Annotated in this window: 22 protein-coding genes; 13 read left to right on the forward strand and 9 right to left on the reverse strand. The window is 49.4% G+C overall.

Going from position 1 to position 21926, the window contains the following annotated elements:
* Window positions 1-155: 155 nt before the first annotated feature.
* Complete coding sequence (locus WC7_RS02710) at window positions 156-1199, forward strand: hypothetical protein (RefSeq protein WP_016154994.1); 1044 nt, start codon at window positions 156-158, stop codon at window positions 1197-1199.
* Window positions 1196-1717 carry a hypothetical protein gene (locus WC7_RS02705; RefSeq protein ID WP_016154995.1) on the forward strand — a complete coding sequence of 174 codons (522 nt, stop codon included), beginning with the start codon at window positions 1196-1198 and terminating at the stop codon, window positions 1715-1717. The genes WC7_RS02710 and WC7_RS02705 overlap by 4 nt, the downstream gene beginning before the upstream one ends.
* Window positions 1718-1757: 40 nt before the next feature.
* On the opposite strand, the gene WC7_RS02700 is transcribed toward WC7_RS02705, so the two are convergent.
* From WC7_RS02700 to WC7_RS02695, 3 genes are all read right to left on the reverse strand, one after another.
* The gene (locus WC7_RS02700) at window positions 1758-2117 is read right to left on the reverse strand and encodes a hypothetical protein (protein ID WP_016154996.1); all 360 of its coding nucleotides are present in this window, start codon (window positions 2115-2117) and stop codon (window positions 1758-1760) included.
* A gap of 52 nt (window positions 2118-2169) precedes the next feature.
* A complete protein-coding gene (locus WC7_RS26875; protein WP_016154997.1) occupies window positions 2170-2658 on the reverse strand; it encodes a hypothetical protein in 489 nt (162 codons plus the stop codon).
* Window positions 2659-2728: 70 nt separating this feature from the next.
* On the reverse strand, window positions 2729-3292 hold the full coding sequence (locus tag WC7_RS02695; protein WP_016154998.1) for a hypothetical protein: 564 nt from the start codon (window positions 3290-3292) through the stop codon (window positions 2729-2731).
* Window positions 3293-3548: 256 nt separating this feature from the next.
* On the opposite strand from WC7_RS02695, the gene WC7_RS02690 reads away from it, so the two are divergent.
* A complete protein-coding gene (locus WC7_RS02690) occupies window positions 3549-3929 on the forward strand; it encodes a helix-turn-helix domain-containing protein (protein WP_016154999.1) in 381 nt (126 codons plus the stop codon).
* Window positions 3930-3974: 45 nt separating this feature from the next.
* Here WC7_RS02690 and WC7_RS02685 read toward each other — a convergent pair whose 3' ends face one another.
* Complete coding sequence (locus tag WC7_RS02685) at window positions 3975-4493, reverse strand: hypothetical protein (protein WP_016155000.1); 519 nt, start codon at window positions 4491-4493, stop codon at window positions 3975-3977.
* Between the two features lie 263 nt (window positions 4494-4756).
* Here WC7_RS02685 and WC7_RS26140 point away from each other — a divergent pair, with 263 nt between their 5' ends.
* On the forward strand, window positions 4757-4987 hold the full coding sequence (locus WC7_RS26140) for a helix-turn-helix transcriptional regulator (RefSeq protein ID WP_016155001.1): 231 nt from the start codon (window positions 4757-4759) through the stop codon (window positions 4985-4987).
* 150 nt (window positions 4988-5137) lie between these two features.
* The gene (locus WC7_RS02680; protein ID WP_016155002.1) at window positions 5138-6205 is read left to right on the forward strand and encodes a hypothetical protein; all 1068 of its coding nucleotides are present in this window, start codon (window positions 5138-5140) and stop codon (window positions 6203-6205) included.
* A gap of 165 nt (window positions 6206-6370) precedes the next feature.
* On the opposite strand, the gene WC7_RS02675 is transcribed toward WC7_RS02680, so the two are convergent.
* Both WC7_RS02675 and WC7_RS02670 read right to left on the reverse strand, forming a co-directional pair.
* Window positions 6371-6811 carry a hypothetical protein gene (locus WC7_RS02675; protein ID WP_016155003.1) on the reverse strand — a complete coding sequence of 147 codons (441 nt, stop codon included), beginning with the start codon at window positions 6809-6811 and terminating at the stop codon, window positions 6371-6373.
* 13 nt (window positions 6812-6824) lie between these two features.
* On the reverse strand, window positions 6825-7496 hold the full coding sequence (locus WC7_RS02670) for a hypothetical protein (RefSeq protein ID WP_016155004.1): 672 nt from the start codon (window positions 7494-7496) through the stop codon (window positions 6825-6827).
* A 550-nt stretch (window positions 7497-8046) separates the two neighbouring features.
* On the opposite strand from WC7_RS02670, the gene WC7_RS02665 reads away from it, so the two are divergent.
* Window positions 8047-8664 (forward strand): trimeric intracellular cation channel family protein, encoded by a 618-nt coding sequence (locus WC7_RS02665; RefSeq protein ID WP_003024049.1) that lies wholly within the window; start codon window positions 8047-8049, stop codon window positions 8662-8664.
* Here WC7_RS02665 and ligB read toward each other — a convergent pair.
* Window positions 8661-10340, reverse strand: coding sequence for an NAD-dependent DNA ligase LigB (gene ligB, locus WC7_RS02660; RefSeq protein ID WP_016155005.1), 1680 nt, complete (start codon window positions 10338-10340; stop codon window positions 8661-8663). The genes WC7_RS02665 and ligB overlap by 4 nt on opposite strands.
* Before the next feature lie 261 nt (window positions 10341-10601).
* Here ligB and gmk point away from each other — a divergent pair, with 261 nt between their 5' ends.
* From gmk to recG, 5 genes are read left to right on the forward strand one after another with little or no spacing between them, the layout of a single operon-like run.
* A complete protein-coding gene (gene gmk / locus WC7_RS02655) occupies window positions 10602-11225 on the forward strand; it encodes a guanylate kinase (protein WP_016155006.1) in 624 nt (207 codons plus the stop codon).
* A 54-nt stretch (window positions 11226-11279) separates the two neighbouring features.
* Window positions 11280-11555, forward strand: a complete 276-nt coding sequence (rpoZ, locus tag WC7_RS02650) for a DNA-directed RNA polymerase subunit omega (RefSeq protein ID WP_000135058.1) — start codon at window positions 11280-11282, stop codon at window positions 11553-11555.
* An 18-nt stretch (window positions 11556-11573) separates the two neighbouring features.
* Window positions 11574-13688: a bifunctional GTP diphosphokinase/guanosine-3',5'-bis pyrophosphate 3'-pyrophosphohydrolase gene (gene spoT, locus WC7_RS02645; protein ID WP_003024038.1), complete on the forward strand. Its 2115-nt coding sequence runs from the start codon at window positions 11574-11576 to the stop codon at window positions 13686-13688.
* A gap of 10 nt (window positions 13689-13698) precedes the next feature.
* Complete coding sequence (gene trmH, locus WC7_RS02640; protein ID WP_016155007.1) at window positions 13699-14388, forward strand: tRNA (guanosine(18)-2'-O)-methyltransferase TrmH; 690 nt, start codon at window positions 13699-13701, stop codon at window positions 14386-14388.
* Window positions 14389-14393: 5 nt separating this feature from the next.
* On the forward strand, window positions 14394-16475 hold the full coding sequence (recG, locus tag WC7_RS02635; protein WP_016155008.1) for an ATP-dependent DNA helicase RecG: 2082 nt from the start codon (window positions 14394-14396) through the stop codon (window positions 16473-16475).
* A gap of 42 nt (window positions 16476-16517) precedes the next feature.
* Here recG and gltS read toward each other — a convergent pair whose 3' ends face one another.
* Window positions 16518-17723 carry a sodium/glutamate symporter gene (gene gltS / locus WC7_RS02630; RefSeq protein WP_016155009.1) on the reverse strand — a complete coding sequence of 402 codons (1206 nt, stop codon included), beginning with the start codon at window positions 17721-17723 and terminating at the stop codon, window positions 16518-16520.
* Between the two features lie 225 nt (window positions 17724-17948).
* Between gltS and xanP the strand changes: the two genes are divergently transcribed.
* Together xanP and WC7_RS02620 are read left to right on the forward strand one after the other, a co-directional pair.
* Window positions 17949-19340, forward strand: coding sequence for a xanthine/proton symporter XanP (gene xanP / locus WC7_RS02625; protein WP_003024026.1), 1392 nt, complete (start codon window positions 17949-17951; stop codon window positions 19338-19340).
* Window positions 19341-19461: 121 nt separating this feature from the next.
* Window positions 19462-21171: an AsmA family protein gene (locus WC7_RS02620; RefSeq protein ID WP_016155010.1), complete on the forward strand. Its 1710-nt coding sequence runs from the start codon at window positions 19462-19464 to the stop codon at window positions 21169-21171.
* 41 nt (window positions 21172-21212) lie between these two features.
* On the opposite strand, the gene WC7_RS02615 is transcribed toward WC7_RS02620, so the two are convergent.
* A complete protein-coding gene (locus WC7_RS02615) occupies window positions 21213-21896 on the reverse strand; it encodes a D-lyxose/D-mannose family sugar isomerase (protein ID WP_016155011.1) in 684 nt (227 codons plus the stop codon).
* Between the last annotated feature and the right edge of the window lie 30 nt (window positions 21897-21926).

Consider the following 21926-nt stretch of genomic DNA (forward strand, 5'->3'; position numbering starts at 1 on the left):
GTTTTCAGGATAGCATCCGCAACAAACTGAAAATCGAATTGCAGATCAGACGCGACACTGTATACTTATACAGTGTCGCGTCTAAACGATCAGTAGCATAGAACCGTAAAATGATATTACATTAGGATTTTCATAATCATTACAGGTCTATACACATGGCATTTGAGCAGGCGGTTTTTACTTTTTATAGAATAAATAAAGCGGGTTATTACGCGCATGGTAAACCGGTCCCAGAATTCGGAAATGTAACGGAAATGTTGGCAGATCTGCAACACTGGGCTAGTACGAAGACCTTGAAGCAGACTAAAACCTTCGAAGCCAATGAAGAGAGATATCCTTGTTATCTTGTGGATGCAAAAAGGAATGGGGATGACTGGACATTGCTTATGTGGAATGAGATTCCAACCAATGGACAACAAGTACCTTCCATAAGCGAAACCGCGAGATTCGGCGCCGATCCAGAGGTTATCTTAAACGCAGTACAAGGGGGAAGTATACCGGGGTATGCCACTTATTTCTGGTTCCTTCCTGAGAGAGGTTTGTTAGCTACGGTCAGGCTGCATAACAAGTTAACATCCCAGTCTTCACTCCAACAGTATCTTCACTGTTTCCTCAAGCAGTCTTCACAACATGTTATTGCCGAGCCCGTCACTAATGAAGATGGAAGCGTTGAAGTCCGGATTACTGGCTATAAAAATAACCCACTAGATCCAGATGAAGAGAAAAAGCATTACATCCCGAAATTCAGTTCGAGTTTGGTAAGAAATCGGGGAAAACATGAAGTTATTAAACAAAATGCCAATCGCATTAAGAAAATTGAACGTATTGTTGAACTGGACCTGACCAAACCTGAGGAGCTTGGATTGTGGCAGAGAATGCTTCAGGTTGTTCACCTTGGAGCACCGCAGGGGGCTGGGATTAGTACTAAGGTTAGGTACACTGTTTCACCTCAAGTAACTTTACAAGATGTGAACTCGATGATTGCTGATTGGGAAGCAGATCCAAGCGAAGTAAACGATTATGGTTTTTATTTTGAAGGAGAAGCAAATAAACCTTATTGGCTGAGTAAATCTTTGGCACGAATGGAGTTCCAGCTTGATCTGGAAAGAGAAAACATTGAATTTGTTCAACTCGATTCACTACTAAGTGAGCTAGTTGCAAAGAAAAATGCTATTTTGACTGGTGCGGGGCTATTATGAAATTGAAAGTGGTCAGTGGGATTGCATGCGTAGTAGTAGTATTGCTCGCAGGAATATTGGGCAGAAATGTTGCTTTTGCTCTCCAGTGGCCGCTTTTTGAAGCTTTACGAACTACTGCCTCCATCATTTTTGCAGTTGTGGGGGCGTGGTTTGCTATCATTTACCCCGAAAGATTAAAGAAATCTTTCAGGGGTGGTGGTACTACTGATAGCAACGGCCAAGGCATTCATCGCCTTTTCACTCCGATTGTTCACTCAACAGCAATCTTAGCGACAGTATTAATTATTGGGGTTGTTGCTCCATTGCTGAAGCAATTTGATTGGATTTTGTCACATAAAGATATTTTTAGAGGCATATCCTATGGATTACTTGTTTTTCTTACTCTATGGCAACTGGCTACAGTATTGTTCAGCTTAATTGGTCCAGACATGGTTAAACGATATGTATCAAGACAAGATAGAGCGGAAGAGGCCGCACAAGCCGTTATGCCTTCAAGGAAAGATAATTCCCCTCAATAAAGGCAAGTATCTCCATCGTTCTTGATACTTGCCTGACCAATTATTTCTTCTTGTATCTCCCGTCCATAGAACCGGCAGCTGATACACCACAATAGTTCTCGCAGCTACGGGTCATAACATTGACAGAACCATCTTTCAATTCACTAATCACTGCCACACACGCACTCGATGAGTCGCTGAAAGCCCAGCGATTTCGCTGCCCTGTGCCTGCACCAACAGATTCAGCAATGCCCTCCATATTACAAACACCAGAAGCATTACCGTGTGATGCATTAATACTAAATTCAGCAGTGCCATTCCCCGTCAACAAAGATAAAGCACCATTTCGCTTAACGTATTCACCTGCATGTGCCATAGTAAAACTACTGGCTAACAGTAAAGTTAGAACAATTTTTTTCATTATTACTCCTTTATATATTGTTAAAAATTAAAAACATATCCCCCAAAAAATATCACCGATATATTTTTATACTGGAATATCCTTGCTTTCGTGTTTCCATTCGTTGAGTATCGTAGGTATTGCCACATTTAATACACGAATAAACATTAGTAATATTATACCGCTCTTCTGTCCAAGTTGATTTTATAATTGCCTGCTTTCCATAATGAGGGCCTCTTGTATCCCCACCAACCACACCTAGGCTTTGAGTTTTACTCCTAGGTATAGCTGATAAAAATTCTCTTTTAGTATCTATTCGTTTAATACTATATGAAGCATTACAATCCTTACATCTAAGGCCACTCGAAATAAAATAAAAAACCACCTTCACAATAGGAAATAAAAGCAGTAAAAAAATTAATGCACTGACAATTAAACGAATCGGTATTTCCAGAGGTATGAAGATATAACCTATGCCTGAAATAACTCCCGTCACCCCCACTCCATATAGCCATGAATGAACGTTCGCATCACGCTTAATTTCATCTTGCTCTTTATTCATACTGCCCTCCTAAATTAACTCATATTGTTTATGTCGAGTAACATGACCTACCTCATTTCCTCTTCTTTAATCAACCAATCGTATATGTATGAGAAACATAGGGAGACTCTATAACCCTGAACGTCCCCGCACCAACAACATGGTTCATTACTTTTACATTCTGGATAGATGATTTTTCGCGTAATTGTGCACGATGGTAAAACGCAGAATATGCCACCAAGCCTTCCCCCCAGCTAATATCTCTTGTTGGGGCAATAATCGCATTGCAGAATGATTTGTGTAGGGTAAATAACTCTTCTGCACCATTACCAACAGAGCAACTTGAGAAACAAATGCATTTCCCTCTTAATATCGGCCAGGCAAGTCGATCTAAATCTCGCCATGTAATAATAGCATCATCTGTTAGAGCAAAGCCTCGATCATATCCATGAGCACTAATGTGGACATATTTTATATTTTCTCTTTGAGCAACTTTTAACGCTTTAATGAGCATTTTCTCATTGATAGCCTCAATGCTTTTGGCATTGACACCTTGTAATTGAAGTATACGCTTTAATGTTTCTCCTTCACCTCTGCCATCATAAATATCCTGATCACTACGTGATTCAATAATCAATACTTCCTGTTTTTTCATCAGCCACGCCAAACAAGATATTCGTTATGAGTTTGTTATAGACATACCAAAAAGATCCCTTCTTCAGTTCAAGGAATTGGTTACCGCAAAAGCGTTAGATTACGAGGTATCCACTGTCTTGCTCCCTTCTCCTCTCTTCACCAAAACGACTATAGATGCGCAAAATTCATTTATAATCCATAGATAATGTTCATACAAGAGAAAAAAGGCCACAAACTTCCATCTATAGACATTTTGCGGAAGTGAAGAGCAGTATATGGCCCAGTTACCCTCAGATAGTGCAGACAAACAGGTAGGCCAACGCATTCAAATGCGTCGTAAAGAGCTGGGAATGACAGCCCAGCACTTAGCGGAGCTTGTGGATATATCCCACCAACAGCTTTCACGCTATGAACGTGGAACAAACAAGATCAACGTAGCCCATCTCGTGAACATCGCGGTTAAGCTCAACACACCGATTAGCTGGTTTTTCATTGATTGCTTCTCGACGTTTGAAAATGATGTCCAGAAACAACAGGATTTCGCACCTGTAAAAGATGCAGACTTGAAAAGTCGACTTGATAATATATGGCCTCGCTTAACGCATGAGCAAAGGCGCATATTGATTATGTTTCTTGATAAATACACCAAACAATAATGATAAACAATGGCTAGTTTATCCAAAAACTTAAAGAAAGATGTTTTATTTATCTTCTTCATCTAATATAGATAGCCGTCTAAGAAGAAGCTTCTTATTCAACAATTTCTTAATATGTGTTTCTTTCCAGTTATATGTGTCCTCACCATTAAATACTGCACGTGGATGTCGAATTTTTCTTTCCTTCATGCTACTGATTATTTGAGAATCCGAAAGTCCTAGATCATTTTTAAAATGATCAACTGTCTTATATAAATCGTATAATTCTTTTGATGCTTTTGATTGAGGTTGATACAATTGCTGCATCTTTTCAATACGAAGCAAATAAACTAAAGCAGCAGAATAACTTTCTATAAGGTTGTGCATTCCCGGCACTGGTCTTTTATGCCCCAAACTTTCACATAAGTCCGCCAATTTTTCATAGGCATCATTATCAATCCTAATTGATATTTTTTTCTCGCCTAATTCTTTCAGTCGTTCCTGACGTCTATTTTGATAATCTTTGTCTCTCTGTTTTCGGGCTGCCACTTCATCATCTTCCAAACGCTTTTCCATTTTTGCCATAACGCCATACCTCGCCTCTAAATCTGACGATCAGATTACCCTGTGGTTAGTAGCTGTCAACATTACAGTCTGATGATCAGATCCATACTCAATCACAATCTGATCATCAGATCCTTATGGGTTTTGCTGAAAAGCCCTTTAAAACGACTTTTAGGTGAATCTGATCGTCAGATTCACCCGTTTAACGTCGAAATTTAGCGGTTTTGAAAATCTGTAAAGGCATGTCGCATCAATTGGATGCGTAAACCAAACAGGCTTTTACGATGCACACCTCACGCTTGATCAAACTGAAAACCGTCCTTGAATACTGTGCCTTCTCACGAGCAACCCTCTATCGCCAGATAAAAGCAGGCCACTTCCCTGAGCCTGTACGCCTGACAGGTGGAATAGCAAGTACAAACGAATCCTCGCGGGCTGTTGCATGGCGAGAAGTGGAAATACTGCAATGGATTGCCAATCGTCAAAAAGTGTCGTTAGCAGAAACCAAAATTTGATGACGTTTATGGATCAGAAAAACCCATCCCTCTAATAGCACGTTATATGCACATAGATATGAATAGTGAGAGTAATAACTGATATTGATTCATATGCTGATTATGGCCTCATATGGGCTGTGACTCTCACTATTCTGAGAAGGAATAGTTATGTTATTACACAGAAGCAATATAGATATATGCCAATCTTTAAATATCGGTAACGATAATGACGGGCATAACCTAAGAATAAGAATTGATAAGTTAACTTTAGTTAGTGATTTTCTTCCTGAAGAGGAAAAAAAGGAAGCGTATAGTAAACTGGAAAAAATGAATCAGCGTAGTGAAAGGAAATATCGAGTTGAATACATTAAAAACAAAAAGGAAAAACCTTATCGCAAATCACTAAATATATACAGTAGAAAGAAGAACTCCCCAGTTCTATTGCACATTGATTATGTTCCGAAGCATCCTAATACAGGAGGGCTACGTTTGGATTTTAATCCTCAACATATGACGAAAGTGAAAATAGATGAATTAGTATCATGGATAAATGGCAACTTAGGTGAGATATTTTATCGGCTACTTGTTCGAGCATGGGTTACAAGAATTGATGTAGCTCTTGATGTATATAACTGCGAGTTAGATGATTACCTATGGGGATTAAAAAACACAGGGAAGAGCACGTATTACGATACTGAAAATGGATTATCTGGAGTTAGAATAGGCAGCAATCGCTCTCTTCTACATATTCATTGTTATGAAAAAGTTAATGCACGCCGTGACAGAAAACTCATTCTGAAGGATCGTGCCAAACTTATTAATATCAATCTGGATGAGCATAAGCGCTTCTTGCGTATCGAAGCTCGATACAAGCCAGGCGCTAAACCAACCAGTAAGAAAAAGGATGCCTTGATGCTGTCCCAACTCCTGGAGATGAGAAACCCATTCAAACGGCTGCAAGTCTATTCTAACGGCTTAGGAAAGGAGTTGCTTACGAGAGGGTGTCTTACTACCCTCCCAAAAGAACCCAGCGTAATAGCGCTGAAAGCCAGTCTCAGACAACAGCTAGGGCGTTCACGCTTGACTGCCTTACTTGCTAGACATAAAACAGTGCTTTTCGATGAACGTGAGATCTGGAATCTGTGGCCACGTTGCGTTGAGCAATTAAGCAGCATATACAGCATAGCATCTGCTTACGGTGTACTTAAGGGTGTAGCTAATCGAAAAGACGATTAGAGAAAACACTTTTAAATCAAAGCATATATAGCACTACTCAATATTCAGATTCAATATCGAGTAATTTTGCGTACCATGCCTATGCTATCGTAACGTACTAGATAGCCTGCTCAATGCAGGCTATCCGTACCGCCAGTAAGTACTGACTTATATAAAATTGAATACTTATTTATCTGGCATATATTTGTCGTTATAAATACTCTTCAGAATATCAACCCGAACAGCATTACTGCTGTTCATATTCACGACTGTCAGTACTTCATCGGATCCCCTGAGACGCCAGCATTCTGCCTCAACATCGCATTTTACCTGTTTTTCATAGCCCGCCATTGAGAGATACTTACTAATCCTCCCCGTATCCCTGGTATCATGGAACGTCACACTCCATACATCAGCCTTAGGACCAGAAATGTTCGTATAATTAAAGTCATACACTTGGGATATCCTCGGCATTTTTTTTAAAACTTGGGGAGTGTAATAATCATATTTGGCTTTATCAAACTCTGTGTATTGTGAGTTACCTGCAAGTCTCATTTTAATATTAGGCCAGAAATAAGAGCTGCATATAGCTATTACCATCAGCACTATTATGACTGCCTGTTTCATATGTTTCCCTTTTTTACCAGTTAACGACCGTTCCATCTCTGGAAACTATTTTAACGTTACCAGAACTAAAATCGCTGTAAGGTATCACTGTTCTCATGAATGAGGGTAAAACACCTTTTACAGGAAGAGCTAAAGCTGATTTCATCGGATCGGGAAATAAAATCGGTTGGAATGAGGTGTTTTTAAAAGAGCCGATTGGACCATAATAATCCCAACGTCTGAGGGCTTCCTCTTTGCTGACGGGCTGCAATAGCGGGAATGGGTTACTATATGAGACTACGCGGTAGAACCCCAGCAAATCGGATACTAAATCCTCACCACTGAAACCGCTGTCGGTGTAAAGATAAAAGGGGAAATTTGACTGTAAACCTTCAAAACGATGAGCAGGCGCCATCATCATGGAAAGCGCTATACTATATCGTTCAAATAAGCTGCGCCCTTTTCTAATTCTCCATCTGATGAACTTCCCAATTGTGAGCCCTCCTCTTCCCATACTTTGAGTGTATTTTACATCGTAATAATCCTTTCCTGAATGCTCGCCTTGGTGCATATCCGAGAGTAACTTTCTGACATCATCTCCTCGGGCATGTCCCATATCTATCCAACCCAAAACTTCGGTGTATATTATCCCGCTTCTTAAATTTCCAGCCTCTCTGCCATCCTGAATTTCTTCTCTTACGCTCATACCTAGCACTCCAACGCACTAAATACTGAAGATTTTGCTGTAAATGCACCCATACATATAGAAGCGATAGCTGAGGAAGTCATTTTTCAGAATAGAAGCCGCTGAATATCAGACTTTACTCAGAATAACGTCCCCAATGACATCTGGATGTGTAGTCGTTGTAAGAAATACCATTTTTGCAGCGCACCAAAGTACATACCACACCTACTAATCTCTCGCTGCAACATTCAAGGTATGACTGAAATACGAACCGGAGTGTCAATTTGTCCAGTGGTCGAGGGTGATAGTTTGGGTGAAATATGATACGTAGTCCCCCCATAAACGACGGGGCTACGTGTTTTCCCCAACACTTCGGTTGTGACCCATCCAGTTCGAATTATATTTTCTCATCATTTATTGTCACCATTCATAAAGTAAAGCGCATGCCATAACGCATTTACAGCAAAATCACATTAGCTGTAGTTATTAAAATTGCTTCACCTTAGAAAATCTCAATCGTGACAATGCGCACAAATCGTTAACCTTAGCCCCAGCAAATCAGGGGGAATACATGCTGTTACACGTTTTATATTTAATTGGTATTACTGCCGAAGCCATGACCGGTGCGCTTGCGGCTGGGCGTCGTCGTATGGATACATTTGGCGTCATTATCATTGCCACCGCGACGGCCATTGGCGGCGGCTCGGTACGCGACATTCTTCTCGGCCACTATCCGCTCGGCTGGGTAAAGCACCCTGAATACGTCATTATCGTGGCGACCGCTGCGGTACTCACCACCATTATTGCCCCCGTCATGCCCTATCTGCGTAAAATATTCCTCGTCCTGGATGCGCTGGGCCTGGTGGTCTTTTCTATTATTGGCGCCCAGGTGGCACTGGATATGGGTCATGGACCGATTATTGCCGTGGTCGCTGCGGTCACTACCGGGGTCTTTGGTGGTGTATTACGTGACATGTTCTGCAAACGCATCCCGTTAGTATTCCAGAAAGAACTGTATGCCGGCGTTTCATTTGCCGCTGCTGTGCTGTATATCGTGCTGCAACATTATGTCTCCAGCCACGATGTGGTGGTGATCTCTACCCTGCTCTTTGGCTTTACCGCCCGATTACTGGCGCTGCGCCTGAAGTTGGGGCTGCCGGTATTTTACTATCGCCATGAAGGCCATTAAGGCATAAAACCCGTGATCCGCTGAGCAGCTAACCAGATGCTCAGCGCTGTGATCTCTTTATCCTCCAGCCACTGAAAAACCTGTCGTGCCCGTCGCTCCCCCATGAAAGGAAGTTGCCGCCAGCTTTGTTCACTGCGTTCCCGTAACTGCTGCCACGATCCATCCCGACTGGCATTCAACGTTGCCTGTGTTAACGGTATTCCCATGGCAATCACCCAGCGCGTAAATGGAAGACGGCGTGACAGATTGAACTGATGCCACAGCTTCCCCCCTTTGTTCACGCCAAATGTGGACTGTAGCTGCTCCTGCGTTAATCCAAGCCAGGAAAAGATATGTTCAAAGCGATACGTCTGATGTAGCTCCCGCCATCCCGCCTCGCCCATACCCTCCAGCCCTAACACATCTTTGGCCCCCAGCCAGACGAGCCTGGCAACAAACTGTTCCTGACACTCCGCTGTGGCATAAAAACAAGTTAGTGAATTGAAGCGCCCCTCAGGTGGTGCTGGCTTATTACGCTGGGTGCTGCGCCAGACCACCTCATCAATACGGGGAATCCCCTGTCCGGCCAGACTTATCAGAATCTGATCGCCAGGCGCAATATCCCATTCATTCCAGCGCCGGATTGAGCCAATATTGACGCGCTGCACCCGCTTATCATCCAGCATGACGGGGACCAGCAATGCAACCACCGCAATTTTCCCGCTTTTGCCAACGGAGAACTGAATACCCGTCACCTCAGATACCCTGGCCACGGGAGGATATTTCCACGCTGCCAGCCAGTCTCCCTGTCCGGGTAGCCAGTATTGCGCCCGCGGTTCTTTTCCCGTTCGCACCACCACACCATCCGTCACAAAAGGTAGCGCTGAAGTCCACCACCTGGCGCGCGCCTGCTCGACGTCATCCACACTCTTCACGGCCTGAGTATATCGTTGCGTGAAACTGAACCCGGCAGCAGTGAGTAGCTCAAGTCTTTCCGACATAGCAACTGGACCATCAGGCCAGGCCCAGATAAAAATAGCCAGCGAGCGTAACATTTCCGGGTTGCTCTGGCGCATCATCATTCCAGCAACCTTTGAGCGGGCGTTCATTCCCCCTCTCTGCTGCTGAATATGCCCTTGTTGCTGCAAAAATATCTCCCCCTGCAACGTACTGTTAGAGAGCGGCCCGGTGGTAGTACGTGGAACGGAAGGGATCTGAAGAACCTTTTGCGTCCAGTCTTCGCCTTTCAGACCGTTACCACGGCTAATCGCCCGTATCAGATTTCCATTGCGATAAACCAGCGTGACCGCCACGCCATCCACCTTCGGCTGCACCCAGAGATCGCTACGAGCATGCATCCATTGCTGTAGCGCTTGCTTATCGGCAAGTTTTCGAACTCCCGTATGGGGAACGGGGTGCGAGACTGTTCCACTTATTGGGGGCGCAGATAGATCTGATGGGGCTTCATCGCCAAAACAGCGCTGCCATTGGATGAGTTGCGCATTGAGCTGGTCATAAACAGCGTCGTCTACGACACTTTCCCCTTGTTTCCAGTAACTGTCATTCCACTGTGTTATCTGCTGCTGTAGTCGTGAAATTTCCTCTTGTGCCCTGGCAGGCGACCAGACGGGGCATACCGCCCATGAGGGTAGATACCACATTAGCAAAACCAGCCCTATGCATTTCCATAATCCCATGCTATCTCCGCTGAACAGTACGTTTCCCGGCAGATATAACGCGAATTGAAATGGAAACAGAGAGGCAAAAAATCATCCTGCGAGCAACGTTCCTGACATTTGCACGAATTGCTGCAAACCGCGGATAAAACAGGAAACTGGTACGCAAAACGCAATAAACATGCGCAAAAAGTGTGACAAGGGCTACGTCACATAGCGGCTACGTGTATAATAAGCCCGTATGTAGGCTCTCTTTCGACAATCACATACATTAAGATACTCATGGCTCAAGGCACGCTTTATATTGTTTCTGCCCCCAGTGGCGCGGGTAAATCCAGCCTGATTCAGGCTTTATTAAAGACCCAACCGTTGTATGACACCCAGGTTTCTGTTTCGCACACCACGCGCGCACCGCGCCCGGGGGAAGTGCACGGTGAACACTATTTTTTCGTGAACCATGACGAATTCAGAACCATGATTGGCAGAGACGCGTTCCTGGAACACGCTGAGGTTTTCGGGAATTACTACGGCACCTCGCGTGAGGCCATTGAGCAAGTGTTAGCATCCGGCGTAGACGTCTTTTTAGATATCGACTGGCAAGGTGCGCAGCAAATTCGTCAAAAAATGCCGCATGCGCGCAGTATTTTTATTTTGCCACCATCTAAGATTGAGCTGGATCGCCGTCTTCGTGGCCGCGGTCAGGATAGCGAAGACGTGATCGCAAAACGTATGGCGCAAGCTGTTGCAGAAATGAGCCATTACGCCGAATATGATTATCTTATTGTGAATGATGATTTCGATACCGCCCTGGGCGATTTGAAAACTATCATTCGCGCCGAACGTCTGCGCATGAGCCGCCAAAAGCAGCGTCATGACGCTTTAATCAGCAAACTGTTGGCAGACTGAACCCACATTCAGTATCATGCCCAGTCATTTCTTCACCTGTGGAGCATTTTAAGTATGGCACGCGTAACTGTTCAGGACGCTGTAGAGAAAATTGGTAACCGTTTTGACCTGGTACTGGTCGCCGCGCGTCGCGCTCGTCAGATGCAGGTAGGCGGAAAGGATCCGCTCGTACCGGAAGAAAACGATAAAACTACCGTTATCGCGCTGCGCGAAATCGAAGAAGGTCTGATCAACAACCAGATCCTCGACGTGCGTGAGCGCCAGGAACAGCAAGAGCAGGAAGCCGCTGAATTACAAGCCGTTACCGCTATTGCTGAAGGTCGTCGTTAATCACAAAGCGGGTCGCCCTTGTATCTGTTTGAAAGCCTGAATCAACTGATTCAAAACTACCTGCCGGAAGACCAGATTAAGCGTCTTCGGCAGGCGTATCTCGTTGCACGTGACGCTCACGAGGGCCAGACACGTTCAAGCGGTGAACCCTATATCACGCACCCGGTAGCGGTAGCCTGCATTCTGGCCGAGATGAAACTCGACTATGAAACGCTGATGGCTGCGCTGCTGCATGACGTGATTGAAGATACCCCAGCCACCTACCAGGATATGGAACAGCTTTTTGGTAAAAGCGTTGCTGAACTGGTAGAAGGGGTGTCGAAACTTGATAAGCTTAAGTTTCGCGATAAGAAAGAGGCGCAAGCCGAAAACTTTCGCAAGATGATTATGGCGATGGTGCAGGATATCCGCGTCATTCTCATCAAACTCGCTGACCGTACCCACAACATGCGCACGCTGGGCTCATTACGCCCGGACAAGCGTCGCCGCATCGCCCGTGAAACCCTCGAAATCTATAGTCCGCTGGCACACCGTTTAGGTATTCATCACATTAAAACCGAGCTGGAAGAGCTGGGTTTTGAAGCGCTGTACCCGAACCGCTATCGCGTGATTAAAGAAGTGGTTAAAGCCGCTCGTGGCAACCGCAAAGAGATGATCCAAAAAATCCTCTCGGAAATCGAAGGGCGTTTACAGGAGGCAGGCATTCCGTGTCGCGTAAGTGGTCGCGAGAAGCACCTGTACTCTATTTACTGCAAAATGGTGCTCAAAGAGCAGCGTTTTCACTCCATCATGGATATCTACGCTTTTCGCGTTATCGTTCATGATTCCGATACCTGTTATCGCGTACTCGGCCAGATGCACAGCCTGTACAAACCTCGTCCTGGTCGCGTGAAAGACTATATCGCCATTCCGAAAGCGAACGGATATCAGTCTTTGCACACCTCAATGATCGGCCCTCACGGCGTCCCGGTTGAAGTACAGATTCGTACCGAAGACATGGACCAGATGGCAGAGATGGGTGTAGCAGCGCACTGGGCTTACAAAGAGCACGGCGGCGAAAGCAGCACCACCGCACAAATCCGCGCTCAACGCTGGATGCAGAGCCTGCTGGAACTGCAGCAGAGCGCCGGTAGCTCGTTTGAATTTATTGAAAGCGTCAAATCTGATCTCTTCCCGGATGAGATTTATGTTTTCACACCGGAAGGGCGCATTGTCGAACTGCCTGCCGGTGCAACGCCTGTCGACTTCGCCTACGCCGTGCATACCGATATCGGTCACGCCTGCGTCGGCGCACGCGTCGACAGACAACCTTACCCGCTTTCGCAGCCGCTCTTTAGTGGCCAGACCGTTGAGATTATTACCGCTCCGGGCGCTCGTCCGAATGCAGCGTGGCTCAACTTCGTCGTCAGTTCGAAAGCGCGCGCCAAAATTCGCCAACTGCTGAAAAACCTCAAGCGCGATGATTCCGTCAGTCTGGGTCGTCGACTGCTCAACCATGCCTTAGGCGGTAGCCGTAAACTGGCTGAGATCCCGCCAGAGAGCATCCAGCGTGAGCTTGAGCGCATGAAGCTCGCCACGCTTGACGATCTGCTCGCGGAAATCGGTCTGGGTAACGCCATGAGCGTGGTGGTAGCGAAAAACCTCCAGCAGGGCGAAGCAACGGCAAACGTGCCAGCGCAATCTGGCCACGGTCATCTGCCGATCAAAGGCGCAGATGGCGTGCTGATCACCTTCGCGAAATGCTGTCGTCCGATTCCTGGCGATCCAATCATTGCCCACGTCAGTCCGGGTAAAGGTCTGGTGATTCACCATGAATCCTGCCGTAACATTCGTGGCTATCAAAAAGAGCCAGAGAAGTTTATGGCGGTGGAATGGGATAAAGAGACAGAGCAGGAGTTCATCACCGAGATTAAGGTGGATATGTTTAACCACCAGGGTGCTCTGGCGAACCTGACGGCGGCAATCAACACGACCACCTCCAACATTCAAAGTCTGAATACGGAAGAGAAAGATGGCCGCGTCTATAGCGCCTTTATTCGCCTGACCGCTCGCGATCGCGTGCACCTGGCGAATATCATGCGCAAAATCCGCGTCATGCCGGACGTGATAAAAGTCACCCGTAACCGTAACTAGAACACGTTTTATGAATACTCAACGTTATGCACGTATTTGCGAGATGCTCGCACGTCGTCAGCCCGATCTGACCGTCTGCATGGAGCAGGTCCACAAACCTCATAACGTTTCTGCAATCATTCGTACTGCAGACGCGGTCGGCGTGCATGAAGTCCACGCCGTCTGGCCTGGTAGCCGTATGCGTACCATGGCCTCTTCTGCCGCAGGCAGCAACAGTTGGGTTCAGGTGAAGACTCACCGCACGATTGGTGATGCGGTCACACATTTAAAAAGCCAAGGTATGCAGGTTCTGGCAACACATCTGTCAGATAAAGCCGTGGATTTTCGCGAGATTGATTACACGCGCCCCACCTGCATCCTGATGGGCCAGGAGAAAACCGGCATCACTCAGGAAGCGTTGGATCTGGCGGATCAGGACATCATCATTCCCATGACTGGCATGGTGCAATCGCTGAACGTTTCGGTCGCCTCCGCGCTGATTCTGTACGAAGCACAGCGCCAGCGGCAAAACGCCGGCATGTACCGACGAGAAAACAGCATGCTGGCGCAAGATGAGCAGCAGCGTTTGCTGTTTGAAGGCGGTTATCCGGTGCTGGCGAATGTCGCTAAGCGCAAAGGTCTTCCCTACCCCCACGTAAACACGCAGGGCGAAATTGAAGCCGATGCAACGTGGTGGGCCACTATGCAATCTGCGAGATAAACGCGATGAAAGGCCGTTTACTGGATGCCATCCCACTCAATTCTCTGACCGGCGTTGGCGCAGCGCAAAGCAGTAAACTGGCGAAAATTGGCCTGCACACCGTGCAGGACCTTCTGCTCCACCTCCCTCTGCGTTACGAAGACCGCACGCACCTGTACCCGATTGGCGAACTGCTGCCGGGCGTTTACGCCACCGTAGAAGGCGAAGTGCTGAACTGCAATATCACCTTCGGCGGACGCCGGATGATGACCTGTCAGATCAGTGATGGCTCCGGCATTCTCACCATGCGCTTTTTCAACTTCAGCGCCGCAATGAAAAATAGTCTCGCCACCGGTCGCCGGGTGCTGGCCTATGGCGAAGCCAAACGCGGAAAATACGGCGCAGAGATGATCCACCCGGAGTATCGCGTACAGGGCGATCTCAGCACGCCGGAATTGCAGGAAACGCTCACACCGGTGTATCCAACCACCGAAGGCGTGAAGCAGGCCACGCTGCGCAAACTGACCGATCAAGCGCTGGACTTGCTCGATACCTGTGCCATTGCCGAACTGCTGCCGCCAGAGTTGTTGCAAGGCATGATGAGCCTGCCGGAAGCTCTGCGCACATTGCACCGTCCACCGCCGTCACTGCAGTTGAGCGATCTGGAAACCGGTCAGCATCCAGCACAGCGACGTCTGATTCTGGAAGAATTGCTGGCGCATAACCTCAGCATGCTGGCACTACGCGCCGGGGCGCAACGTTTCCACGCCCAGCCGCTGATCGCAAACAACGCGCTGAAAGATAAGCTGCTGGCGGCTCTACCGTTTAAACCCACCGGCGCCCAGGCCCGCGTTACCGCTGAGATCGAACGCGATATGGCACTGGATGTCCCTATGATGCGTCTGGTGCAGGGCGATGTCGGCTCCGGCAAAACGCTGGTTGCGGCGCTGGCCGCCCTACGTGCCATCGCACATGGTAAGCAAGTTGCGCTGATGGCCCCCACCGAACTATTGGCTGAACAGCACGCCAATAACTTCCGCAACTGGTTCGCGCCACTGGGTATTGAAGTTGGCTGGCTGGCAGGTAAACAGAAAGGCAAAGCGCGCCTGGCACAGCAGGAAGCTATCGCCAGCGGTGAGGTGCAGATGATTGTCGGCACGCACGCAATTTTCCAGGAACAGGTGCAGTTCAACGGACTGGCGCTGGTTATCATCGACGAACAGCACCGTTTTGGCGTACATCAGCGCCTGGCGCTGTGGGAGAAAGGTCAGCAGCAGGGTTTCCACCCACACCAGCTAATCATGACCGCCACCCCAATCCCGCGAACGCTGGCGATGACCGCCTATGCCGATCTCGACACGTCGGTCATTGACGAACTCCCTCCGGGGCGTACGCCGGTCACCACGGTGGCGATTCCGGATACCCGCCGCAGCGATATTATTGACCGCGTGCGCAACGCTTGTACCCATGAAGGGCGCCAGGCGTACTGGGTCTGTACGCTGATTGAGGAGTCTGATTTGTTAGAAGCTCAGGCGGCTGAAGCCACGTGGGAAGAGCTTAAACTGGTGCTGCCAGAGCTGAATATTGGCCTGGTACACGGCCGTATGAAGCCCGCAGAGAAGCAGTCGGTAATGGCGGCGTTTAAGCAGGGCGAACTGCAGCTGCTGGTTGCCACCACGGTGATTGAAGTGGGCGTAGACGTACCTAACGCCAGCCTGATGATTATTGAAAACCCGGAGCGCTTGGGCCTGGCGCAGTTGCACCAGCTACGTGGTCGCGTAGGTCGTGGCGCGGTGGCCTCCCACTGCGTCCTGCTCTACAAATCGCCGCTGTCAAAAACCGCGCAAAAACGCCTGCAAGTTCTGCGCGACAGCAACGACGGATTCGTGATCGCGCAAAAAGATTTAGAGATCCGCGGGCCCGGCGAGCTGTTGGGTACGCGCCAGACCGGAACGGCAGAATTCAAAGTCGCAGATTTGCTGCGCGATCAGGCGATTATCCCGGAAGTTCAGCGCATTGCCCGTCATATTCACGAACGTTACCCGCAACAGGCTGTGGCGCTGATTGAACGCTGGATGCCGGAAACCGAGCGCTACTCCAACGCATAGTCGATTCATAGCGGCGGCGGATGTGACTCCGCCGCACAGAGATTATTGCGCAAAAATCGGCAGCAGCAGATACAGCTTAATCACCAGCGCATTGACGATATCGATAAAGAACGCCCCCACCATCGGCACCACCAGAAACGCCATATGGGATGGTCCAAAACGTTCAGTAATTGCCTGCATGTTGGCAATCGCCGTGGGTGTCGCACCGAGGCCAAAACCGCAGTGTCCGGCTGCCAGCACGGCGGCATCGTAGTTCTTACCCATCATGCGCCAGGTGACGAATATCGCGTACAGCGCCATGAAAATGGTCTGCACAACCAGGATTGCCAGCATCGGCAGGGCCAGAGAAGCCAGCTCCCACAGCTTCAGACTCATTAGCGCCATCGCCAGGAACAGCGACAGGCTAACGTTACCCAACACCGAAACCGCGCGCTCGAACACCCGATAAAAACCCATTAACGCCAGGCCGTTACTGAGGATCACCCCAACAAACAGCACGCAGACGAAAGTCGGCAGTTCCAGCACCGTTCCGACCAACATTTGTGCAACGATTTTACCCACCGTCAGACAGATAGCGATCAGCGCAATGGTTTCAATCAGCACCAGCGAAGTGATTATGCGTCCGACATCCGGCTTTTCAAATGCGGTAGGCACAGCCTGATCGTCCGGCATGCCGTCTGGCGTGGTAGAGTGTTTGACCAGATAGCGGGCCACCGGGCCGCCAATCAATCCGCCCAGCACCAGGCCAAACGTTGCGCAAGCCATCGCCACTTCCGTCGCATTAGCGAAACCATAGCGCTCAATAAACAGTTTGCTCCATGCGGCCCCGGTTCCATGCCCGCCAGAGAGGGTTATCGAACCGGCGATCAGACCCATCAGCGGATCCAGACCCAGCAGAGTCGCCATACCAATACCAATGGCGTTTTGCATCAGCAGCAGGCCAACAACCACAATCAGAAAGATACCCACCACGCGGCCACCCGCGCGCAGGCTGGCAATATTGGCGTTCAGGCCGATAGTGGCGAAGAATGCCAGCATCAGCGGATCGCGCAGGGTCATGTCGAAGTTCACTTCCCAACCCATGCTTTTTTTCAGCACCAGCAGCGCAATCGCCACCAGCAATCCGCCAGCTACGGGTTCGGGAATGGTGTATTTTTTCAGGAAGGAAACAGACTGGACGAGCTTACGTCCCAGCAGCAACACAAGGGTTGCCGCAACCAGCGTTGATAACGTATCGAGATAAAACATTTACAACTCCATTAGTGCGTTTAGCACAATCACGCACGATGCATTCCAGACCGATTTTTAGCTCTTATTGAGTTTTCGGTGTGGATTTTAAGCAGAAAATCATGAAAAGTTATATAAAAATGTTTGTTTATCCGTTTTAAATATTAAGAACACCTGGTAGCAAACGTTTGCATTTCCGCCATGGTCAGATAAAATCACCGCTTTTCCACCATGGGATTGCCTCTGATGTCCGTTAACGCCGTAGAGTCAACAAATGCGCAACCGGTTGCGCAGACTCACAACAGTGAACTGATTTACCGTCTTGAAGATCGCCCCCCACTAGCCCAGACCCTGTTTGCCGCCTGTCAGCACCTGCTGGCCATGTTCGTCGCGGTAATCACCCCAGCGCTGTTAATTTGCCAGGCGCTCGGTTTACCGGCTCAGGATACTCAACACATTATCAGTATGTCGCTGTTCGCTTCCGGCGTGGCTTCTATCATTCAGATCAAAGCCTGGGGGCCGGTCGGCTCAGGGCTATTATCCATTCAGGGCACCAGCTTTAACTTTGTTGCGCCACTGATTATGGGCGGTACAGCGCTAAAAACCGGTGGTGCAGATGTCCCAACCATGATGGCGGCGCTGTTCGGTACACTGATGCTGGCAAGCTGCACTGAGATGGTTATCTCACGCGTACTGCATCTGGCGCGTCGTATCATTACCCCGCTGGTCTCAGGCGTGGTGGTGATGATTATCGGCCTGTCACTGATTCAGGTAGGTCTGACGTCGATTGGCGGCGGCTATGCGGCAATGAGCGACAACACCTTTGGCGCACCAAAGAATTTACTGCTGGCAGGCGTCGTGCTGGCGCTGATTATCCTGCTTAACCGCCAGCGCAACCCGTACCTGCGCGTTGCGTCACTGGTGATTGCGATGGCGGCAGGTTACCTGTTGGCGTGGTTTATGGATATGCTGCCGCAAAATACCGCGCCGGTAAGTCAGGACCTGCTGATGGTGCCAACGCCGTTGTATTATGGCCTGGGTATCGACTGGAGCTTACTGCTGCCGCTGATGCTGGTGTTTATGATTACCTCGCTGGAAACCATCGGTGATATTACGGCCACCTCCGATGTCTCCGAGCAGCCCGTTTCTGGTCCGCTGTACATGAAACGCCTGAAAGGCGGCGTACTGGCGAACGGTTTGAACTCGTTTGTTTCAGCCGTATTTAACACCTTCCCGAACTCCTGTTTTGGACAAAACAACGGCGTTATTCAGTTAACGGGCGTTGCCAGCCGCTACGTTGGTTTTGTGGTTGCGCTGATGCTGATCGCGTTGGGCCTGTTCCCGGCGGTCAGCGGTTTTGTACAGCATATTCCTGAACCGGTACTCGGCGGCGCAACGCTGGTGATGTTCGGTACTATCGCGGCATCCGGCGTGCGTATCGTATCCCGCGAACCGCTGAACCGCCGCGCAATTCTGATTATCGCGCTGTCGCTGGCCGTCGGCCTCGGCGTTTCCCAGCAGCCGCTGATCCTGCAGTTCGCTCCTGACTGGGTGAAAAACCTGCTCTCTTCCGGCATTGCCGCAGGCGGTATTACCGCTATCGTTCTGAATCTGGTGTTCCCACCAGAGAAGCAATAAGCAAAATGCGGCGTTGATTCTGAATCAACGCCGCTGTAACGCTCTTTCACCATTCCCGCCTTGAGCATTGCGCCTAAATCGTGCATAACTTGACTATGTGCACTTCGCGGGATGGAAGACCATGAAATTTATTGGAAAGCTGCTTCTTTACGTGCTGATCGCCCTTGCAGTGGCGATCCTCGGCTTATATTTTCTACTGCAAACCCGCTGGGGCGCAGAGCACGTCAGCGCCTGGGTTTCGCAGAACAGCAGCTACCATCTGGCATTTGATGCCATCGATCACCGGTTTTCTTCTCCTTCCCATATTCTGCTGGAAAACGTCACCTTTGGCCGGGATGGTCAGCCCGCAACGCTGGTCGCCAAAACGGTCGATATTGGACTGAGCAGCCGCCAAATCACCGACCCGCTGCACGTAGACACCATTCTTTTGCAAAACGGCACGCTGAATCTTTCCCAGCAAACTGCGCCGCTGCCGTTCCAGGCCGATCGCCTGCAATTGCAAGATATGGCGCTTAACAGTCCCGGTAGCGAGTGGACCCTGAGCGCGCAGCGCGTTAACGGCGGAGTCATTCCCTGGAGTCCTGAGGCGGGTAAAATTCTCGGGAGTAAAGCGCAAATTCAGCTCAGCGCCAGTTCGTTGACGCTGAACGACGTCCCCACGACCAACGTATTGATTGAAGGCAGTATTGACCATGACCGTGTGACGCTGAGCAATATTGGCGCAGACGTGGCGCGAGGCGCATTAACCGGCGTGGCGCAACGCAATGCCGACGGTAGTTGGGTAGTAGAGAATCTGCGCCTGAACGATATTCGGCTGCAAAGCGACAAATCGCTGGCCGAGTTTTTTGCTCCGTTAAGCACTATTCCTTCCCTGCAAATTGGTCGTCTGGAAGTAACAGATGCCCGTCTGCAAGGCCCTGACTGGGCGGTGACGGATCTCGATCTGAGCTTGCGCAACATGACCTTCAGCAAGGACGACTGGCAAACTCAGGAAGGAAAACTGTCGATGAACGCCAGCGAGTTTATCTACGGCTCTCTGCACTTTTTCGATCCGATTATGAACGCCGAGTTTTCGCCGCAGGGCATAGCGCTGCGTCAGTTCACCACCCGCTGGGAAGGGGGAATGGTCAGAACATCCGGAAACTGGCAGCGCAACAACAAAGCGCTGGTCCTCGATGATGCCGCCATTGCCGGTCTGGAGTACACACTGCCGGAAAACTGGAAACAGTTGTGGATGAAACCCCTACCAGCCTGGCTAGCCAGCCTGACGCTGAAGAAATTCAGCGCCAGCCGTAATCTGGTGATTGATATCGACCCGAGCTTCCCATGGCAGCTCACCGCGCTGGACGGCTACGGTGCTAACCTCGGGCTGGTGCAGAACAATCAGTGGGGGATCTGGAGCGGGAGCGCTAACCTCAACGCCGCTGCCGGCACCTTTAACCGCACCGACGTGCGTCGTCCTTCGCTGGCGCTGACGGCGAACAGCAGCACCATCAATATCAGCGAACTAAGCGCCTATACGGAAAAAGGGTTGCTGGAGGCCACTGCCAGTATTTCACAGTTGCCTCAGCGTCAAACTCAGGTCAGCCTGAACGGGCGCGGCGTGCCAATGACGATTCTGCAGCAGTGGGGATGGCCCGCACTGCCGCTTTCCGGCGACGGTAACATCCAGCTTACCGCCAGCGGCAATATTCAAGCCGATGCGCCACTCAAGCCAACGGTCAGCGGCCAGTTGCATGCGGTGAACGTGGAGAAACAGCAGGTAACGCAAACCATGCAGGCGGGCGTGGTATCCGGTAGTGAAGTTACCGCCCCACCCGCTGCGCAGTAAAATCTGACGGCCCGACGGCGATTTGCCGACCGGGTCGCCGTTTATCGCTGTAAGCGCGCATATTCACTGCACAACAGCCACTTCACCGGCTCGTCCTCTTCTATCGCCGGGAAGCGACCGCCTGGCTCAAGGAAGTGATTGTCATGCAGGTCGTCATTGACCATCGAGATCTCCCAGCCCAGCACGAACGCTTTCTCCGCCCAAAAGCGATGATACAACCGCGGCGGCAGGCATACCCCCTGCCCCGGTTTCAATACCAGCGTCTCGCCAGCGTCAACGGAACGCCGCTGACCATCGACGCTAACCTCAACAATGCGCCGGGCATCATACCCGTCATCAGGCGTAGCCCACGCCAACTGCATACATAAATCACCGCCGCCGCGGTTAACGATATCTTCCATTTTATGGCGATGAAAATGCCATGGCGTCTGCTGATCCTGCTGAATCTGCAGCATCTTTTCGGCGTACGGTTTGGGGTAGCTGGCTGACCCTAACTGACCATTGCGCAACGTCAGTAACGTCAGCCCCGTTTGCGCAAAATCTCCGCGCCCAAAGTCGGTTATATCCCAGCCCAGTTGGAGATCGAGCACTTCACGCCACAGAGTGTGATCCTGTTGCCGCCAGGCATCAGCCGTAAAATACGCAAAGTCAGGCAGGCAAACCCGAAAAGTCTCGGCGATGGCATGCGCTTTATCGACGGCATAATTAATATGTGAACGCTTCATTCCACTTTTCCTTGTTGCGAAAAAGGCGGG

It is taken from the genome of Citrobacter sp. KTE151 (assembly GCF_000398845.1).
GTDB lineage: Bacteria > Pseudomonadota > Gammaproteobacteria > Enterobacterales > Enterobacteriaceae > Citrobacter > Citrobacter braakii.

Coding starts and splice junctions, on each gene's coding strand:
- WC7_RS02705 (WP_016154995.1), top strand. CDS start 1,196: ATGAAATTGAAAGTGGTCAGTGGGATTGCATGCGTAGTAGTAGTATTG.
- WC7_RS02680 (WP_016155002.1), top strand. CDS start 5,138: ATGTTATTACACAGAAGCAATATAGATATATGCCAATCTTTAAATATC.
- ligB (WP_016155005.1), bottom strand. CDS start 10,340: ATGGGATTATGGAAATGCATAGGGCTGGTTTTGCTAATGTGGTATCTA.
- WC7_RS26875 (WP_016154997.1), bottom strand. CDS start 2,658: ATGAATAAAGAGCAAGATGAAATTAAGCGTGATGCGAACGTTCATTCA.
- WC7_RS02710 (WP_016154994.1), top strand. CDS start 156: ATGGCATTTGAGCAGGCGGTTTTTACTTTTTATAGAATAAATAAAGCG.
- gmk (WP_016155006.1), top strand. CDS start 10,602: ATGGCTCAAGGCACGCTTTATATTGTTTCTGCCCCCAGTGGCGCGGGT.
- WC7_RS02665 (WP_003024049.1), top strand. CDS start 8,047: ATGCTGTTACACGTTTTATATTTAATTGGTATTACTGCCGAAGCCATG.
- gltS (WP_016155009.1), bottom strand. CDS start 17,723: ATGTTTTATCTCGATACGTTATCAACGCTGGTTGCGGCAACCCTTGTG.
- WC7_RS02685 (WP_016155000.1), bottom strand. CDS start 4,493: ATGGCAAAAATGGAAAAGCGTTTGGAAGATGATGAAGTGGCAGCCCGA.
- WC7_RS02615 (WP_016155011.1), bottom strand. CDS start 21,896: ATGAAGCGTTCACATATTAATTATGCCGTCGATAAAGCGCATGCCATC.
- WC7_RS02675 (WP_016155003.1), bottom strand. CDS start 6,811: ATGAAACAGGCAGTCATAATAGTGCTGATGGTAATAGCTATATGCAGC.
- recG (WP_016155008.1), top strand. CDS start 14,394: ATGAAAGGCCGTTTACTGGATGCCATCCCACTCAATTCTCTGACCGGC.
- WC7_RS02700 (WP_016154996.1), bottom strand. CDS start 2,117: ATGAAAAAAATTGTTCTAACTTTACTGTTAGCCAGTAGTTTTACTATG.
- rpoZ (WP_000135058.1), top strand. CDS start 11,280: ATGGCACGCGTAACTGTTCAGGACGCTGTAGAGAAAATTGGTAACCGT.
- WC7_RS02695 (WP_016154998.1), bottom strand. CDS start 3,292: ATGAAAAAACAGGAAGTATTGATTATTGAATCACGTAGTGATCAGGAT.
- WC7_RS26140 (WP_016155001.1), top strand. CDS start 4,757: ATGCACACCTCACGCTTGATCAAACTGAAAACCGTCCTTGAATACTGT.
- trmH (WP_016155007.1), top strand. CDS start 13,699: ATGAATACTCAACGTTATGCACGTATTTGCGAGATGCTCGCACGTCGT.
- WC7_RS02670 (WP_016155004.1), bottom strand. CDS start 7,496: ATGAGCGTAAGAGAAGAAATTCAGGATGGCAGAGAGGCTGGAAATTTA.
- WC7_RS02620 (WP_016155010.1), top strand. CDS start 19,462: ATGAAATTTATTGGAAAGCTGCTTCTTTACGTGCTGATCGCCCTTGCA.
- xanP (WP_003024026.1), top strand. CDS start 17,949: ATGTCCGTTAACGCCGTAGAGTCAACAAATGCGCAACCGGTTGCGCAG.
- WC7_RS02690 (WP_016154999.1), top strand. CDS start 3,549: ATGGCCCAGTTACCCTCAGATAGTGCAGACAAACAGGTAGGCCAACGC.